Origin of the sequence: Streptomyces sp. NBC_01017, assembly GCF_045162795.1 — a bacterium.
Taxonomy (GTDB): Bacteria; Actinomycetota; Actinomycetes; order Streptomycetales; family Streptomycetaceae; genus Streptomyces; species Streptomyces machairae.
This window is the reverse complement of the sequence record NZ_CP108683.1, coordinates 6892067-6908035: the sequence shown is the minus strand read 5'-3', so window position 1 is coordinate 6908035 and position 15969 is coordinate 6892067. Positions and strand designations below refer to the sequence as shown.

General features: G+C 70.3%; 16 protein-coding genes. 8 read left to right on the top strand and 8 right to left on the bottom strand.

Annotated features, from left to right (window positions below; translation table 11 throughout):
* Positions 1 to 101: 101 nt before the first annotated feature.
* From OG331_RS31700 to OG331_RS31685, 4 genes are all read right to left on the bottom strand, one after another.
* Entirely contained in the window at positions 102 to 1655 is a 1554-nt protein-coding gene (locus OG331_RS31700) for a von Willebrand factor type A domain-containing protein (protein ID WP_406202497.1), read from the bottom strand.
* A gap of 147 nt (positions 1656 to 1802) precedes the next feature.
* Positions 1803 to 2666 (bottom strand): ABC transporter permease, encoded by an 864-nt coding sequence (locus OG331_RS31695; RefSeq protein WP_406202495.1) that lies wholly within the window; start codon positions 2664 to 2666, stop codon positions 1803 to 1805.
* A complete protein-coding gene (locus OG331_RS31690) occupies positions 2663 to 5314 on the bottom strand; it encodes a CocE/NonD family hydrolase (protein WP_406202493.1) in 2652 nt (883 codons plus the stop codon). Before OG331_RS31690 ends, OG331_RS31695 begins: the two co-directional genes overlap by 4 nt.
* Before the next feature lie 131 nt (positions 5315 to 5445).
* Positions 5446 to 6843 carry an APC family permease gene (locus tag OG331_RS31685; protein ID WP_406202491.1) on the bottom strand — a complete coding sequence of 466 codons (1398 nt, stop codon included), beginning with the start codon at positions 6841 to 6843 and terminating at the stop codon, positions 5446 to 5448.
* Between the two features lie 335 nt (positions 6844 to 7178).
* Between OG331_RS31685 and OG331_RS31680 the strand changes: the two genes are divergently transcribed.
* On the top strand, positions 7179 to 7310 hold the full coding sequence (locus tag OG331_RS31680) for a hypothetical protein (RefSeq protein WP_406202489.1): 132 nt from the start codon (positions 7179 to 7181) through the stop codon (positions 7308 to 7310).
* 61 nt (positions 7311 to 7371) lie between these two features.
* Here OG331_RS31680 and OG331_RS31675 read toward each other — a convergent pair whose 3' ends face one another.
* On the bottom strand, positions 7372 to 7557 hold the full coding sequence (locus OG331_RS31675; RefSeq protein ID WP_406202487.1) for a hypothetical protein: 186 nt from the start codon (positions 7555 to 7557) through the stop codon (positions 7372 to 7374).
* Between the two features lie 278 nt (positions 7558 to 7835).
* On the opposite strand from OG331_RS31675, the gene OG331_RS31670 reads away from it, so the two are divergent.
* The 7 genes from OG331_RS31670 (at position 7836) to OG331_RS31640 (ending at position 11776) form a co-directional block, all read left to right on the top strand.
* Positions 7836 to 8039, top strand: coding sequence for a hypothetical protein (locus tag OG331_RS31670; protein ID WP_406202485.1), 204 nt, complete (start codon positions 7836 to 7838; stop codon positions 8037 to 8039).
* Between the two features lie 2 nt (positions 8040 to 8041).
* Positions 8042 to 8575, top strand: a complete 534-nt coding sequence (locus tag OG331_RS31665) for a DUF6879 family protein (RefSeq protein WP_406202483.1) — start codon at positions 8042 to 8044, stop codon at positions 8573 to 8575.
* The gene (locus OG331_RS31660) at positions 8572 to 9414 is read left to right on the top strand and encodes a helix-turn-helix domain-containing protein (protein ID WP_406202481.1); all 843 of its coding nucleotides are present in this window, start codon (positions 8572 to 8574) and stop codon (positions 9412 to 9414) included. The genes OG331_RS31665 and OG331_RS31660 overlap by 4 nt, the downstream gene beginning before the upstream one ends.
* An 86-nt stretch (positions 9415 to 9500) precedes the next feature.
* Positions 9501 to 9962, top strand: a complete 462-nt coding sequence (locus OG331_RS31655) for a hypothetical protein (RefSeq protein ID WP_406202479.1) — start codon at positions 9501 to 9503, stop codon at positions 9960 to 9962.
* Positions 9959 to 10360, top strand: coding sequence for a hypothetical protein (locus OG331_RS31650; protein ID WP_406202477.1), 402 nt, complete (start codon positions 9959 to 9961; stop codon positions 10358 to 10360). Before OG331_RS31655 ends, OG331_RS31650 begins: the two co-directional genes overlap by 4 nt.
* Positions 10361 to 10769: 409 nt before the next feature.
* Positions 10770 to 11243 (top strand): hypothetical protein, encoded by a 474-nt coding sequence (locus OG331_RS31645; protein ID WP_406202475.1) that lies wholly within the window; start codon positions 10770 to 10772, stop codon positions 11241 to 11243.
* A 113-nt stretch (positions 11244 to 11356) separates the two neighbouring features.
* Positions 11357 to 11776: a hypothetical protein gene (locus tag OG331_RS31640; RefSeq protein WP_406202473.1), complete on the top strand. Its 420-nt coding sequence runs from the start codon at positions 11357 to 11359 to the stop codon at positions 11774 to 11776.
* An 82-nt stretch (positions 11777 to 11858) separates the two neighbouring features.
* Here the strand turns inward: OG331_RS31640 and OG331_RS31635 are convergent, their stop codons facing one another.
* From OG331_RS31635 to iolD, 3 genes are all read right to left on the bottom strand, one after another.
* Positions 11859 to 12074, bottom strand: coding sequence for a hypothetical protein (locus OG331_RS31635; protein WP_406202471.1), 216 nt, complete (start codon positions 12072 to 12074; stop codon positions 11859 to 11861).
* A 354-nt stretch (positions 12075 to 12428) separates the two neighbouring features.
* Positions 12429 to 13931, bottom strand: a complete 1503-nt coding sequence (mmsA, locus tag OG331_RS31630) for a CoA-acylating methylmalonate-semialdehyde dehydrogenase (RefSeq protein WP_406202469.1) — start codon at positions 13929 to 13931, stop codon at positions 12429 to 12431.
* A gap of 14 nt (positions 13932 to 13945) precedes the next feature.
* Entirely contained in the window at positions 13946 to 15829 is a 1884-nt protein-coding gene (iolD, locus tag OG331_RS31625) for a 3D-(3,5/4)-trihydroxycyclohexane-1,2-dione acylhydrolase (decyclizing) (protein ID WP_406202467.1), read from the bottom strand.
* Between the last annotated feature and the right edge of the window lie 140 nt (positions 15830 to 15969).

Below are 15969 nucleotides of genomic sequence, written 5' to 3'. Positions count from 1 at the left end.
GGTCACTTTTCAGTGCCGGTCCGGGCATTTCAGCCCGTCCGGCGTTTGAGGACTAGGCCCTTCAGGCCGATGGGGGTGCAGGGGGCGGAGCCCCCTGGCGGTCAGGTCAGGTTGGTGGCCTGGTGGATGGCTGTTGCGAGGTGGCGGACGGCCGTGTCCTCCGTTGTCGTGGCCAACTCGTCCGCCCGGTCGGCCAGTTCGGTCAGGCCGGTGGCACCGGGCAGCGTGGCCCGGCGGTCGTCGCCGAGGCGGAGGGCGTCGGCGAAGTAGGCCGCCGTGGCCGTGACCTGGAAGCGGGTGCTCGCGTTCCAGACGGAGTCCTGGAGGGAGCCCGTCTCCAGTTGGCCGGACTCCTCGTGCGGGGCCCGGGACTTGGGGTCGAGCCAGCGGACGCTCGCCGTGGCGAGGTGCCCTGCCGTGCCCGGCTCGGTGCGGACGGCGTAGAGGGCGGTCACGGTGTGGCCGGGGCCGATCTCGCCGCCGTCGACGCTGTCGTCGCGGAAGTCCTCGTCGGCGACCTGCCGGTTGTCGTAGCCGACGAGCCGGAACTCCCGCACCGTCTCGGGGTCGAAGGCGACCTGGGCCTTGGCGTCGCGGGCGGTGAGGTCGATGTTCTGCGGGAGCTGGCGGCTGAAGACCTCGTGGGCGTCGTCCTCGTCCGAGACGTACACCGTGTGGCCGTCGCCCTTGTCGGCGAGGCGTTCCATCAGGGCGTCGCCGTAGTCGCTGCCGACGCCGACGCCGAAGAGGGTGATGCCGTGCTCGCGGCGCTCGGCGGAGATGCGTTCGAGGATGGTGTCCGCGTCGGTGTCGCCCGTGTTGGCCAGGGCGTCGGAGACGAGGACCACGCGGTTGGTGGCTCCCTTGCGGAGGCCTTCGACGGCCGTCTCGTAGCCCGTCTCCATGCCCGCGCCGAGGTTGGTGGAGTCGGTGGGTTCCAGCGTGTCGATGGCGTCGTGGATCTCGGCGCGGTTGTCGCTCACGCGGGTCATCGGCAGGACCGTCTCGGCCTCGTCGCTGAAGGTGACGAGGGCGACCGAGTCGTCGTCGCGCAGCCGGTTCGTCATGACGCCGAGGGAGTCCTTGGCGAGGTCCAGGCGGCCCGGTTCGGCCATGGAGCCGGAGATGTCGATGACGAAGGTGAGGGCGGCGGGCGGGCGTTCGCCGGGGTCGGAGGCGGGGCGGGTGGCCAGGCCCACGCGGACCAGGGACCAGTCCTCGCGGTCGGTGCGGGCGCCGTCGACGGTGACCGTGAAGCCGTTGCCGTCGGGGCGGTCGTAGTCCTGGCGGAAGCTGTTGACGAACTCCTCGGGGCGGACCGTCGACGGATCGGGCAGCCGGCCCTCGGCGAGGGTGCGGCGGGCGTAGCCGTAGGAGGCGGTGTCGACGTCGAGGGCGAAGGTGGAGAGGAGATCGGGCTCGGGCGCGAAGTCGCGGGAGGCGTCGTCCTGGTCGTCGTCGTGCCGGTCGTCCCCGTTGTATTCGGGGGCGGGGAAGCCGTCCCGGCTGTCGCCGCCTCCCTTGTTGGCGCCGTCCGCCGAGTAGCCCCCGCTGTCGCTGCTGCCGCTCCCGCCGCATCCGGTGAGCAGCAGGGCGCCCGCCGTGGTGAGCGCCAGCAGGGTGACGTTCAGCCTTCGTGTTCGGTACCGCTTCATCGTCCGTGCCCCCTTGGTCCGTTGACGTCGACTTCTGCGACTGTGACGGGCCAGGGGGCCGGAACGTGCGCTACGGAGCGTTGCGGATGAGTCTCGAAGAGGGCACGGGGACGGTCCGTCGAGACCGGTGGGTGATCTTCCGGTGACCTACGACACCACGTCCTTGCGGGCGAAACCGCGGAAGGCCAGGGCGAACAGGATGAGGGCGTACGTTACGGAAATCGCGGTGCCCTGGATCATGCCGGACCACTCGGGGCGGGGCTGTACGGCGTCCGCCCACGCGAACTGCCAGTGCGCGGGCAGGAAGTGGCGCCAGTCGCCGAGGGCGGTCACGGCGTCGAGGACGTTGCCGACGATGGTCAGGCCGACCGCGCCGCCGACCGCGCCGAGCGGGGCGTCCGTCTTGGTCGACAGCCAGAACGCCAGGCCCGCCGTCACCAGTTGGGACACGAAGACGTACGCCACGACCACCAGCAGGCGCTGCGCCGCCGTGGTTGTGTCGAGCGATCCGCCGGTCGGGATCTGCAGGGGGCCCCAGCCGTACGCCGCCGTGCCGACGGCCAGTGCGACCAGCGGCAGCAGCACCATCGCGGCCAGGCTCAGGCCGAGGGCGACCACGAGCTTGGACCACAGGAGGCGGGCCCGGGGCACGGGGGCCGCGAGCAGGTAGCGCAGGGAGGACCAGCTGGCCTCGGAGGCGACCGTGTCCCCGCAGAACAGCGCGACGGGGATGACCAGCAGGAAGCCGGCGGAGACGAACAGGTTCACGGCGGCGAAGTTGGCGCCGGACGCCGTGGCCGTGTCCATCAGGGTGATGCGGTTGCCGCCGCCGTCCGGTTCGCCGCCGATCGCGAACGCGGCCACCAGCACGAACGGCAGCACGGCCAGGATGCCGAACATCACCAGCGTGCGGCGCCGCTTGAGCTGGCGGACCAGTTCGACCCGGAGGGGCAGCGTACGGCCCGCCCGGTAGCCGGAGGCGACCTCGGTGCGCTCGGTGAGCGTGCTCATGCGGAGCCTCCGATCAGGGTGAGGAAGGCGTCTTCCAGGCGGCGGTGCGGGCCCACCGCCTGGACGGGCACCTCAAGGCGGACCAGTTCGGTGACCAGGCGCTGTGCGCTGCCGTCGGCGTCGAGCCGGACCAGGATCCCGTCGTCGGTGCGCACGGCCGAGGCGACGCCCGGGAGAGCGGCGACCTTCTCGACGACCGGTTCCTCGACGGTCGTGGCCGTGCCGACGAGGAGGGTGTCGCCGGAGCCGATGATCTCGGCGACCGGGCCCGCCTGCACGAGACGGCCGCGGTCCATCACCACGAGGTGGGTGCAGGACTGCTCGACCTCCGCCAGCAGATGGCTGGAGACGATCACCGTGCGGCCCGCGGCCGCGTAGCGGATCATCACCTGGCGCATCTCGCGGATCTGGGGCGGGTCCAGGCCGTTGGTCGGTTCGTCGAGGATGAGGAGGTCCGGGAGGCCGAGCATGGCCTGGGCGATGGCCAGGCGCTGCCGCATGCCCTGGGAGTACGTACGCACCGCGCGGGCCAGCGCGTCACCGAGGCCGGCGATCTCCAGGGCCTCGTCGAGGTGGGCGTCCTGCGGCGGGCGGCCGGTGGCCTGCCAGTACAGCTCCAGGTTCTCCCGGCCCGAGAGGTGCGGGAGGAAGCCGGCGCCCTCGACGAAGGCACCGACCCTGGACAGCACGGGCGCGCCGGGGCGGATGGCGTGGCCGAAGACGCGGATCTCGCCGGCGTCCGGCTTGATCAGGCCCATCAGCATGCGCAGCGTTGTCGTCTTGCCCGCGCCGTTCGGGCCCAGGAGGCCGAGGACCTGGCCCTTCTCGACGCGGAAGGACAGGTCCCGTACTGCGAAACGGTCCTGTGAGCCCGCATACCGCTTGCTCAAGTCGGTGATCTGGAGCGGCACTTCGGCCAGCTCCGGGTCGGGCGCGGGGGTGGCGGTGCGGCGGCGGGCCGTCAGCAGCAGGGCCAGGGCGATGCCCACGCCGGTCAGCGGCAGCCACCAGACCCAGGCCGGCAGCGGGGCCTCGGCGGTGCTCACGCCGGGCGCGGTCGGGACCGACAGGTCGCCCTTCAGGGAGACCGTGTACGTCGCCGGGGAGGCCGGGGAGGCGTAGCCGAGGTCCGTGGAGGACAGGACCAGGCGCAGGCTGTGGCCCTTCTCGATGTCGTGGTCGATGGCGGGGAGTGTGACCGTCACGTCCTTGCCGGACTTGGCGCCCTCGACGCGCAGGGGCGTGACCAGCTGCGACGGCAGCACCTGCTGGGTGCCGTCGGGGCCGACGTCGTAGACCTTGCCGAACAGGACCGCGTCCTCGCTGGTCGACCTGACGTGGACCGTCGCCGTCGGGGAGCCGGTGATGTGCAGGTTGTCGGTGACCGGCGCCGACTCGAACGCGGCGAACTGGCCCGGGAAGTCCAGCGACACCCCGACGCCTAGCGAGGACAGCTGGGCGAGGCCGCCGGAGCCGCCGAGGCCGGGCAGGGCGGAGACGGCGGGCGGGTTGGCGCCGGCCGGGTTGGCGAAGCTCTGCTCGCGGCCGGTGAGGGCGATGGACTTCCGCCCGCTCTCCAGGCCGGGGTAGGTGTCCGCGCTCGCGCCCCGCAGCATGGCCTGGCCGTCGGTGGAGTCGACGCCTCCGGTGCGGGTGACGCGGAAGGCCGGGCCGGTGTCGGCGCTCTTGTCGTCCTTGAGGTAGCGGTCGAACCAGGACTGAACGCGCCCCTGGATACGGCTCGTCTCCATGTCGCCGCCGTCATGGCCGCCGGAGATCCAGTCGACGTCGACGGGGGCGCCGTTTGCGCGGATCGCCTGCGCCGCCCGGTCGGCCTGGCCGAGCGTGAAGAGGGAGTCGGACTGGCCCTGCATGAGGAGGGTCGGCACGTCGATGCGGTCGCCGACCGCGGACGGTGAGCGCTCTTCCAGCATGGTGCGGGCCGGTGCGTCCGGGGTGCCGGACTCGGCGACCCGTTCGTACATCTCGCAGATCCGCGTCTCGAACTTGTCGCAGCCGCCGGCGGTGTTGACGAAGATGCCCGCCCAGAGCTTCTTGAAGACGCCGTTCGGGAACAGGGCGTCCGCGAGGTTCCAGTACGTGATCGCCGGGGCGATGGCGTCCACCCGGTCGTCGTGTCCGGCGGCCAGCAGTGAGATGGCGCCGCCGTAGGAGCCGCCCGCCATGCCCACGCGTGGGTCGCCGGCCTTGTCGAGTTCGACCTGGGGCTGCTTCGCCAGCCAGTCGAGCAGTCGGGAGACGTCGGCGACCTCGCCCTTCGGGTCGTTCAGGCCGACCTTGCCGGTCGACTTCCCGAAGCCGCGGGCCGACCACGTCAGGACCGCGTACCCGTCCCGGGCGAGGTCCTCGGCCTGCTGCCGTACGTCGTCCTTGCTGCCGCCGAAGCCGTGCGCGAGGAGGACGGCGGGGCGGCGGCCGCCGGAACCCGCCGTGAAGTACGAGGTGTCCACGCGCACCCCGCCGCCCATGTCCATGACCCGGTCGGTGCTGCGCACCGACGGCACGTCGTCGTCGGCGACGGCCGTCCATGTACCGGCGCCGGCGAGGACGACGACGGAGGCCGCGACGGCGATCCACCGTCGCGGCCTCCGCACGCGCCCACGCAGTCCGGGCAGTCGAAGATCCATGCTTCAACGGTACGGGGTGAACCTGTCGGCAAGTTATCGACCGAGGGCTGAATCGCGGGACCTTCCCTGGGGGTACGGCGGGGATTTTGTCTACCGCGTTCGTGGTACGACGGCGCCTTCCCCGCGCCCCTTCAGGTCTGTTGATCTTCCGGAATCGACACGAGCCACCGTGTCTCCCTGCGGGGACGCAGGTACAGCGCCCAGTACAGGGTGGCCACCGCCGTGATGCCGCCCGTCCAGAGCAGGTGACTCGTCTCCTGCTGGCTGAGGATGTACACGAGAACCACGATCAACAGCACCGGCATCGCCGGCCACAGCGGCATTCGCCAGGCGCGGGTGTGCTTGTGGGCGCCGCGGCGGGCCGACAGCGCGGCGATCGCGACGAGCAGGTACATGCCGGTCACCGAGACGCCCGTGACGCCGTACAGGGTGTCGAGGTTGACGAAGCACAGTGCGGCGCCGGGCACTCCGACGGCGAGGGTGGCGACCCACGGGGAGCCGAAGCGGCCGAGCCTGGCGAGGACGTTGTTGACCGGCTCGGGCCAGGCCTTGTCGCGGGCCGAGGCGAACAGCACGCGGGAGTTCTGGATGACCATGACGATGCCCGCGTTGATGATGGCGAGGGCTACGCAGAGGCTGACGAAGGTGCCGACCGCGGAGTTGGACCAGGCGGTGACCATCGTGCCGATGTCGCCGCCGGTCAGTTCCCCGATGTCCGAGGCGCCCAGGGTGATGGCGGCGACCGGGACCAGGATGATCACGGCGGAGATGGCGAGGGTGGCCAGCACCGTGCGGGCGACGTTGCGGCGCGGGTTCTCCAGCTCCTCGGAGAGGTAGACGGCGGTCGAGAAGCCCTGGGTGACGAAGAGGGCGATCGCGAGCCCGGAGACGACCAGCAGGCCCGTCACGGTGTCCGTACGGCCGTCCGCGCCGGCCACCTCCATCGAGACCAGGCTCGTGGGCCCGCGCTCGGCGTGGGCGAAGCCCAGCACTGCCACCACGGCCGCGGCGATGACCTCCAGGACCAGGAAGACGCCGGTGATCCAGGCGTTGGCGCGCAGGTCGAGCAGGCCGGCGAGGGTGGCGAGGAGCATGACGCCGGCGCCGGCCATCGACGGGTCGAGGTCGACGATCGGGGCGAGGTAGTCGGCCGTGCCCATCGCGATCACCGGCGGGACGACCATGACGACCAGCAGCGACAGCACGAACACCAGCCAGCCCGCGAGCCGTCCGGACAGCGTGGACACCATGGCGTATTCGCCGCCCGCGCTGGGGATGAGGGTGCCCAGCTCCGAGTAGCAGAACGCCACGGCGATGCAGAGCAGCGAACCGATGGCGATCGTCAGGGCGGTGGCGGTGCCGAGCGAGCCGAACAGGTCGGGGACGACCACGAAGAGGGTGGAGGCCGGGGTCACGCAGGAGAGCGTGAGGAGCGTGCCGCCGACGACGCCGATGGAGCGCTTGAGCTTCTTGGGGCTGTCGGACGCCTCGACGACGGCGCCCTCGACAGGGGTGAGGGTGTCGGTCACGAGGGGGATGCAACATCGACGGAAACCATCACGTCAATGGGTGTTCACCTACGGAATCCGCAGCCATGCGGCGCCATTTCACGCGTTAACGTCGCGTCAAGGCCGCCCGCAGCGCGACTTCCGGGCGTGCGGGAACCGCAGCGCGGGCCCGTAAAAAAATGGGGCCGTCCGCGATGCGGACGGCCCCGACGCCGGGCGTCAGTGGTTGCGCGGGAACGGCGGACTGCTCGCGCCGACCTGCGCGTTCGCCAGGGGCGCCCCTTTGACCAGCGGATTCAAGTGTTGTGGACCACCCAGGCGCAAAGTCCACCGCCGCCCTAGACATCATGAGACCCATGGAATCGCAGACGATCCGGCCCGGCCACCTCACCGCACACCAGACCGCGCAGCGGCTCGGCATCACGCCCGCAGGCGGATGGCCGCCGATCGCCGCGCACCTCCACCGCGAAGTTCCGCGCGGGTTCTGACAGCGCCCCCCTCCCTGCACGACAAGGCCCCCGGCCCTTCAGTGCTGGGGCCCCTTGCGTGCTACTCCAAGTCGCCGAGGCTGGCGAGCCTGATTGGGTTGGTGTGTTCCTTCGGTGAGCCCAGCTCGGTCTTCCACTGCACCCACTCCTCAATGTCGTGCTGGCGGAAACGCAGGAAATCAGGCGGGTTCGGGCGCCGGGCGGACTCCACGTCGATGTCGATGTCGGGCAGCGAGGCCCGGCGCACACGAGGACGACGGCCCGCTGTGGCTATACGTGTATCTCCGAACAGAGCCCACCCAGCGGCCCTGACGCGCCGCCGAGTTGCGCGCCAAGCGTGTGCCATCTGGCCCGAACGCCGCAGGTCAGAGTGCGCACACCGCATCCCTTATGCGGTTGGGGGCATTCCCGATTGCGCGCACACCACCGCGTGACCTCCGGCAGACGCAATCTCCCGCAATCCCCAACCGAGCCGGACCACACCGCAGCATGCTGAGGGTTCAACCTGTACAGATGGAGGGCGACATGACGCTCAGGTTCATCGGCACCACATCAGAGCACGGCAACTGCCCGACGCTGTACGAGGTCGTGGAGACGGGGGACATCGTCGTCCAGGGCGACCAGCTCACCGACCCCGAGCACCTCGCCCAGCTGCGGGACGTCGGCGAGCATGAGACGTTCGTCGTCATCCCCCGCGAGCTGCTCACCCGCTTCGCCCCCAAGGAGTGACCGTGCCGCTGATCCCCTTCGAGGCGATCACCCACCTTTTCTCGGAGTTCGAGCACACCGCCTTCCGGCTGGAGACCCGCCGCGGGTACGCCTCCGACCGGGAGGGTGCCCGGTTCCAGGCGTTCACGCGCGGCGTGCTCCCGGAGCCGGAGCCGGACCATCCGTGGAACGTCAACGTGCGGGCGAAGGCCGGGCGGGGCGCACGATTCTCCCGTGTGCGGATCATCGACGAACCACCCACGAACGGGCAGCGGTTCCTCATGGCGACTGCGGCCGGGAACGTGGCCGCTGGTGAGGACATCCGTGTCCTGCCCCGCGCCGAGGCCGTGCGGCTGGACCTGCCGGACCACGACTTGTGGCTGTTCGACTCGCGCACCCTGGTCCGCATGCACATCGACGACACCGACACCACCATCGGTGTCGAGCTGGTCGACGACCCCGACGAGGTCCTCGCCGCCTGCCGGGCACGAGATGCTGCCTGGCGCGTCGCTGTCCCTACTGCTGAGGTGTGGGCGCAGGTACGTTCGTCCGTGTGAGCACGGATTTTCAAAGCGCCAGGGTCGCCCTCGGCGTGCGGCTCCGGGAGCTGCGCGTTGAGGCCGGCCTCAACGGCAAGGACATGGCCGAGCGGCTCGGCTGGCAGCGCTCGAAGGTCTCCCGGCTGGAGACGGGCAAACAGACCGCCACGGCCGCCGACCTCGACGCGTGGGCGCAGGCCGCCGGCGCCCCGGCTGAGGGCGCCGACCTTCAGAGCCGGTTGCGCGGGATGGAGTCCCAGCAGCGTTCGTGGCGCCGCCAGTTGGCGAAGGGCCACCGCGCCGTGCAGGACCGGTACGTCGTCGAGTACCGGCAGACCGCGACCGTCCGCGGGTACGAGGCCACCGTGATCCCGGGCCTGTTCCAGACCCCGGAGTACGCCCGGCATCTGCTGGTCCACAACGCCGAGCTCATGCAGTCGCCGCGCGATACCGAGGCGGCCGTGAACGCCCGCATGCAGCGCCAGGAGGTGCTGTACCAGCCGGGCAAGTCCTTCAACGTCCTCATCTGGGAGGGCGCACTGCACGCTCTGGTGTGTCCGGCTGACGCGATGGCCGGGCAACTCGACAGGCTGGTCGGCCTGATCGGCATGAGCTCTGTCTCGCTCGGCATCATCCCGTTCGGCGTGCAACTGACGCTCACCCCCAAGCATGGGTTCTGGATCTTCGACGAGGAACGCGTGATCGTCGAGACCATCAACACCGAGTTCACGCTTGAGTCCGACGACGACGTCGTCCTGTACGGGCGAGTGTGGGATCGCCTCGCCGAGACGGCCGTTGAGGGAGCGCAGGCCCACCGGCTCATCGCCCGCGCACGGGTCGCTCTCGACCTCACGTAGGCAATCCGCCTCAACTCCCGGACCGGGTTCGCAATCGCGCGCAATCGGCACGCGCTGCCACGACGGCCGTCCCTACGGTCCTGGTCATGGCCCTACCGACGTTCACCCAGCAGTACGAGGCCGGGGACGCGTGGCTCGCCAACTCCTGCGCGCACCCGAACCTCGTACGAGACGTGTGGGCTTCCCGCATGCTCGCCCCCATCCCCTCCGGTGAGGAGTGGCTCGTCGCCGAGGCACGGCTCGCCACCGGATATCCGAGGCTGGTCCGCATCCGCGCTGAGCAGCGGGGGCCGGTCCTTGCTGACCCTGTGATGGACGTTCTGTGGTGGCTGGTCCCGCTCCACGCACCCGAGAAACTGGCCGACGTGCGACAGCTGGCGGTGAAGCCATCGGGCTGGAGCCTGCACTGCCCGCCGACCGGGTGGCAGATCGAGGGTCGCATGTGGATCACACGTCCCGACGGATCAGGGCGACTCACCGACCCTGCCGTACTCGCAGCCGCGTTCGGCCCGGGCGGCTACCGACTTCCCGCGGAGGCTTCACGATGACGATCACTGCACCCCCCACAGAGACAGAAGGGGTGGACACACCGGCGCTCGGCCAGCTGCTCGTCGAGTCGGCCCAGAGCGGCCGTGGCCGTGCTGCCGCGCAGGCCCTTGCCGAAGAGGGCACGCTCCTCGCTCGCGACAACGTGCGCGCGGCCCTGGTCATCAAGGACGCTGGCCGTATGAAGGCGAACTGGGAGGGCCTCATGGGTCGCGTCTACACCCTCGGCCTCGACGAGCAGGAACGAGCGTTCCTAGGTCTCGTGCTTTCGATGGTCGGCATTGGGATCACGCCGCTGATCGCCCTGGAGAACCTGGATGAGCGCCGTCTGTTGATCCTGATGCGGGCGCTGCCTCTGCTCGCAGGGAACGAGCGGATTGCGGTTGGCACCCGCATGTAGGGCCTCGGCGCCGGGACGGCAAAGGGCCGGCGCCGGGATAGTGCGGTCCGCCCCCGTCACCCCCGTCGGGGGCGGCCGCACGAACGCCCGCCCGCCCTCTCAGCACCCCAGGCGACACGAGAGGACGGGCGGGTTCGCGGCGCGACTGATACGCGTCTCCCCACCCCGCTCCTTACTTCGAAGGCCCCCCAGCACGGACCTAGGCGAAGAACGCAATCGGGCCATCGCGTACTCAAGGTCACAACACAGACACATGCCCTCCGCGCGGTGCGCACACGGCTGCATCATGCCGATCACGCACAAGCGCCAAGGGGGACCCATGAGTTACGACACCCAACCACTCATGCCCAACTTGCCGCCCCCGGCGCCGAGACGCGGCCGACCCATCGCATGGTTCGCCGCCGCCTGCGTGACCGCCGCCCTGATCGGCGGCGGGGTAGCCATCACCACGAAAGGCGGCGGGAGCGGCGGGGACGAGTCGATCGCGGACCCGACCGCCTGTAAAGCGAAACTCACCGAGAACTACCGCAGGGTCATGGCCAATGGAGCCAAGGGGCCCACTCCAGCCACGCCCACCGCATGCGCCGGCCTCAACGAGAAGTCGTTGAAGCGGATCACGGGCGAGGTCATCACGGAGTACCTGGACAGCGACCAGGCAGCGAAGGACTTGGCACCAGCGCTCCCCTCCCCGTCCTTGCCGGCGTCGGCGGACGTGTCGCCTGAGTGCAGGACTTGGATCAAGGCCGAATTGCTGGATGACACCGAGGAGATCGACGCGACACCTGGCTACGACGCGTGCGGGGACCTGTCCGGGGAGGAGTTGCAGGCGGCGATTGACGCGGTGGCGGAGGAACTGTCGGCGCAGATCACGCCGGAGTCGTAGCGCCCTCGTCGAGGTGGCGCCCCTACATGTCACAACTCGGGCACACCCCTCCGCGCCATGCACACGCGGCTGGATGATGCCGACCAGCCACTGACCGTCCTTGGGGGGGGACCATGCGCCGCACTACCACCACCCTGCTCGCCGCCTGCCTGCTGCTCGCCGTCGTGGCGGCCGGCTGCTCGAAGTCCGACGACGAGAACGCCAAGGACTGCGCCGCCGCGCTCACCGAACGGACCGGCAGCGATCCCGCAGACAAGCCGACCGTCAGCGAAGCCGAGAAGCGGGTCGACGCGCTCGACAAGACGCTCGCGGACATGGTCCGTTCGGGGTACACGAGCGTGGCCAAGGACGCGGCTGACACGGTGGAGCAGAAGACCAAGGAAGGCGGAAAGGGCTGGCCGGAGGCGTGTAAGGCGCTCTCGGAGGACGACTACACGGTGCTGTTGATGGCCAAGGCCATCGATGGTCTGGGCTGGACGGACAAGGGCGGTCAGTTCGACAAGCTGAAGATGGTGGAAGGTCTGGGCGACTAGGCGTTGCTGTCGTCGTGGTGAAGCCCCGCTCCGGGAGGGTTCCGGGCGGGGCCTTCGTCATGCGGTGGGCGTGTCGAGCGCCCTACGCGCCTTCCGGCGACTCACCGCCCCACCGCCCCACCGAGGCCTTCACAGGCTCCAGAAGCGCCGTCAGCAACCCGCCCGGCTGCCGATCCCGGGCATCCCGCCCCACCTCCTCGACGACCGCGCAACGCTGGAACGCCAGCCACACCGCCACGCCATCACCGTCATCGGACGGACCGCCCGCGCCGAACTCCTCGGCGTACGACCCGCTCACCGCTCCGCCGCCTTACCCAGCAGCTCATCCCTGGCCGTCTTGTCCGCCAGCCCACCCAGTTGCCCCCACCGCAGCTGCGCCAGCGGATGCCGCGCATCCCGGGCCGCCGCCGCCGACTGCATGACCGCACCCAGCAGCGCCCCACGTCAAGGTCGTATCAGAGCGACTCGGTCATACGAACGCGGCGCAGACACTGAACACCTATTCGCATCTGTGGCCCGACTCTGAGGACACGACTCGACGAGCGATCGACGGCGCGTTCAAGGCCGCAACTCAAGATCATGCGGACTCTGGGCGGACCGATGAAGCCCGCTGACCAGAAAACAGCAGGTCAGCGGGCATGCACCAGAGGTGTCAGTGGTTGCGCGGGAACCCGAGGTCGACGCCGGAGGGGGCGTCGGACGGGTCGGGCCAGCGGGTGGTGACGACCTTGCCGCGGGTGTAGAAGTGCGTGCCGTCGTTGCCATAGATGTGGTGGTCGCCGAAGAGCGAGTCCTTCCAGCCGCCGAAGCTGTGGTAGCCGACGGGGACCGGGATCGGGACGTTCACGCCGACCATGCCGGCCTCGATCTCCAGCTGGAAGCGGCGGGCGGCGCCGCCGTCCCGGGTGAAGATCGCGGTGCCGTTGCCGAAGGGCGAGGCGTTGATCAGCGCCACGCCGTCCTCGTACGTCTCGGCGCGCAGCACGCACAGGACGGGGCCGAAGATCTCGTCCTGGTACGCCTTCGCGCCGGTCGGCACCCTGTCGAGCAGGGAAATGCCGATCCAGTGGCCGTCCTCGAAGCCGTCGACCGTGTAGCCGGTGCCGTCGAGCACGACCTCGCAGCCCTCGGCCGCCGCGCCCTCGACGTAGGACGCCACCTTGTCGCGGTGCACGGCCGTGATCAGCGGGCCCATCTCGGACGTCGGGTCATTGCCGGGGCCGATCTTGATCTTCTCGGCGCGCTCGCGGATCTTCTGCACCAGCTCGTCGCCGATCGAGCCGACGGCGACGACCGCGGAGATGGCCATGCAGCGCTCGCCCGCGGAGCCGTAGGCGGCCGACACGGCGGCGTCGGCGGCCGCGTCCAGGTCGGCGTCCGGGAGGACCAGCATGTGGTTCTTGGCGCCGCCGAGAGCCTGGACGCGCTTGTGGTTGGCGGAGGCGGTGGTGTGGATGTAGCGGGCGATCGGGGTCGAGCCGACGAAGGACACGGCCTTGACGTCCGGGTGCTCCAGGAGGCGGTCGACGGCCACCTTGTCGCCGTGCACGACGTTGAAGACGCCGTCCGGGAGACCGGCCTCCGCCAGCAGCTCGGCGATCTTGATCGACGCCGACGGGTCCTTCTCGGACGGCTTCAGCACGAAGGTGTTGCCGCACGCGATGGCCATCGGGAACATCCACATCGGGACCATCGCCGGGAAGTTGAACGGCGTGATGCCCGCGACGACACCCAGCGGCTGCCGGATCGAGGAGACGTCCACGCGGCTCGCAACCTGCGTCGACAGCTCGCCCTTCAGCTGCACGTTGATGCCGCACGCGAGGTCGACGATCTCCAGGCCGCGCGCCACCTCACCGAGGGCGTCGGAGTGCACCTTGCCGTGCTCGGCGGTGATCAGCTCGGCGATCGCGTCCCGGTTGGCGTCCAGCAGCGCCCGGAACTTGAACAGGATCGAGGTGCGCTGGGCCAGCGACGACTGGCCCCAGGTCACGTAGGCCTCCTTGGCGGCCGCGACCGCTGCGTCCACCTCGTCGACCGAGGCGAACGCGACCTTCGTGGTGACCGCGCCGGTCGCCGGGTCGGTGACCGGCCCGAACGTGCCCGACGCGCCTTCGGCGGTCTTGCCGCCGATCCAGTGGTTGACGATCTTCGTCATGCCCAGTAACTCCTTCACAGATGGCGGCGTCGGGTCGAGACGTGCCGTTCGTACAGCTCCCGTGCCTTGACCGCCGACGGTCGGGTCGCGGTCTCGGCCACAGGAACATCCCACCAGGCATGCGCGGGCGGCGCGCCCGACACAGTGTCTGCCGTTTCGGTCTCGACGTAGACACATGTGGGAGTGTCCGCCGCGCGCGCCTCCGCGAGCGCCTCGCGCAGGTCACGTACGGTCTTCGCGCGCAGCACCCGCATGCCCAGGCTGGCCGCGTTGGCGGCCAGGTCGACGGGGAGCGGGGCACCCGTGAAGGTGCCGTCGGCCGCGCGATGGCGGTACGCGGTGCCGAAGCGCTCGGCGCCGGTCTCCTCCGACAGGCCGCCGATGGACGCGTACCCGTGGTTCTGCACCAGCAACACCTTGATCGCGACGCCCTCCTGCACGGCGGTCACGATCTCCGTCGGCATCATCAGATAGGTGCCGTCGCCGACCAGCGCCCAGACATTGCGTTCGGGGGCGGCCATCTTCACGCCGATCGCGGCCGGGATCTCGTAGCCCATGCAGGAGTAGCCGTACTCCAGGTGGTACTGGTCCCGGGAGCGTGCCCGCCACAGTTTGTGCAGGTCGCCGGGGAGGGAGCCGGCCGCGTTGATGATCACGTCCGACTCGTCGACGAGCGCGTCCAGCGCGCCGAGGACCTGCGGCTGCGTCGGCCGTACGTCGGGCTCGTCGGCCTCGTAGCAGGCGTCGACGCGCTGCTCCCAGCGCTCCTTGTCCTCGGTGTACTCGGTGACGTAGGAGTCGGCGACCCGGTGGTCGTGCATCTCCAGCCTCTCGGTCAGCTCCTCCAGGCCGGTGCGGGCGTCCGCGATCAGCGGCATGCCGGCGAGCTTGTGGCCATCGTGGGGCGCGATGTTGAGGTTGAGGAAGCGCACGCCCTCGCCGGTGAAGAGGGTGCCGGAAGCGGTGGTGAAGTCGGTGTAGCGGGTGCCGACGCCGATCACCAGGTCGGCGGTGCGGGCGAGTTCGTCGGCGGTGGCGGTGCCGGTGTGGCCCACTCCGCCGACGTCCTGGGCGTGGTCGTGGCGCAGGGAGCCCTTGCCGGCCTGCGTGGAGGCGACCGGGATACGGGTGGCCTCCGCGAACTCGGCGAGGGCCTCCTCCGCGCGGCTGTGGTGGACGCCGCCGCCTGCGATGACGAGAGGACGCCGGGCGGCGCGGATCATCCGTACGGCCTCGGCGAGTTCGGTCGGGTCGGCGCCCGGACGCCGTACGGCCCAGACGCGCTCGGCGAAGAACTCCTCCGGCCAGTCGTACGCCTCGGCCTGGACGTCCTGCGGCAGCGCGAGGGTGACCGCGCCCGTCTCGACGGGGTCCGTGAGCACCCGCATGGCATGGAGGGCCGACGGGATCAGGGCCTCGGGCCGGGTGATCCGGTCGAAGTACTTCGACACCGGGCGCAGACAGTCGTTCACCGACAAATCGCCCGCGTACGGCACTTCGAGCTGCTGGAGGACCGGGTCGGCGGGGCGGGTGGCGAAGATGTCGCCGGGCAGGAGCAGGACCGGGAGGTGGTTGACGGTCGCGAGGGCGGCGCCGGTGACGAGGTTGGTCGCGCCGGGGCCGATGGACGTGGTCACGGCGTGCGTGGAGAGGCGGTTCGACTGGCGGGCGTAACCGACCGCCGCGTGCACCATCGCCTGTTCGTTGCGGCCCTGGTGGTACGGCATGACCTCGCCGTACTCGATGAGCGCCTGGCCGATCCCGGCGACGTTGCCGTGGCCGAAGATGCCCCAGGTGGCGCCGATCAGCCGCTGTCGTACGCCGTCGCGTTCGGTGTACTGGGCGGACAGGAAGCGGACGAGCGCCTGTGCGACCGTGAGCCTCGTCGTTGAGGTCATCGGTAACCCCCTGTGCCTTCTGCGTGGTCCGGATGGAAGCAGATCCGCCACTCCTGTACGGCTCCGCCGCCCCCTGTGGCTCGACGGCGTGCACCGCCCCTCAGGTGATCAACGCCGTTGCGAAACCGTCTCCTTCGGCC

Bases quoted from the DNA above. Each gene is read 5' to 3' on its own strand.
- OG331_RS31700 (WP_406202497.1), bottom strand. From the start codon at position 1,655: ATGAAGCGGTACCGAACACGAAGGCTGAACGTCACCCTGCTGGCGCTC.
- OG331_RS31695 (WP_406202495.1), bottom strand. From the start codon at position 2,666: ATGAGCACGCTCACCGAGCGCACCGAGGTCGCCTCCGGCTACCGGGCG.
- OG331_RS31690 (WP_406202493.1), bottom strand. From the start codon at position 5,314: ATGGATCTTCGACTGCCCGGACTGCGTGGGCGCGTGCGGAGGCCGCGA.
- OG331_RS31680 (WP_406202489.1), top strand. From the start codon at position 7,179: ATGGAATCGCAGACGATCCGGCCCGGCCACCTCACCGCACACCAGACC.
- OG331_RS31670 (WP_406202485.1), top strand. From the start codon at position 7,836: ATGACGCTCAGGTTCATCGGCACCACATCAGAGCACGGCAACTGCCCG.
- OG331_RS31655 (WP_406202479.1), top strand. From the start codon at position 9,501: ATGGCCCTACCGACGTTCACCCAGCAGTACGAGGCCGGGGACGCGTGG.
- OG331_RS31650 (WP_406202477.1), top strand. From the start codon at position 9,959: ATGACGATCACTGCACCCCCCACAGAGACAGAAGGGGTGGACACACCG.
- OG331_RS31640 (WP_406202473.1), top strand. From the start codon at position 11,357: ATGCGCCGCACTACCACCACCCTGCTCGCCGCCTGCCTGCTGCTCGCC.
- mmsA (WP_406202469.1), bottom strand. From the start codon at position 13,931: ATGACGAAGATCGTCAACCACTGGATCGGCGGCAAGACCGCCGAAGGC.
- iolD (WP_406202467.1), bottom strand. From the start codon at position 15,829: ATGACCTCAACGACGAGGCTCACGGTCGCACAGGCGCTCGTCCGCTTC.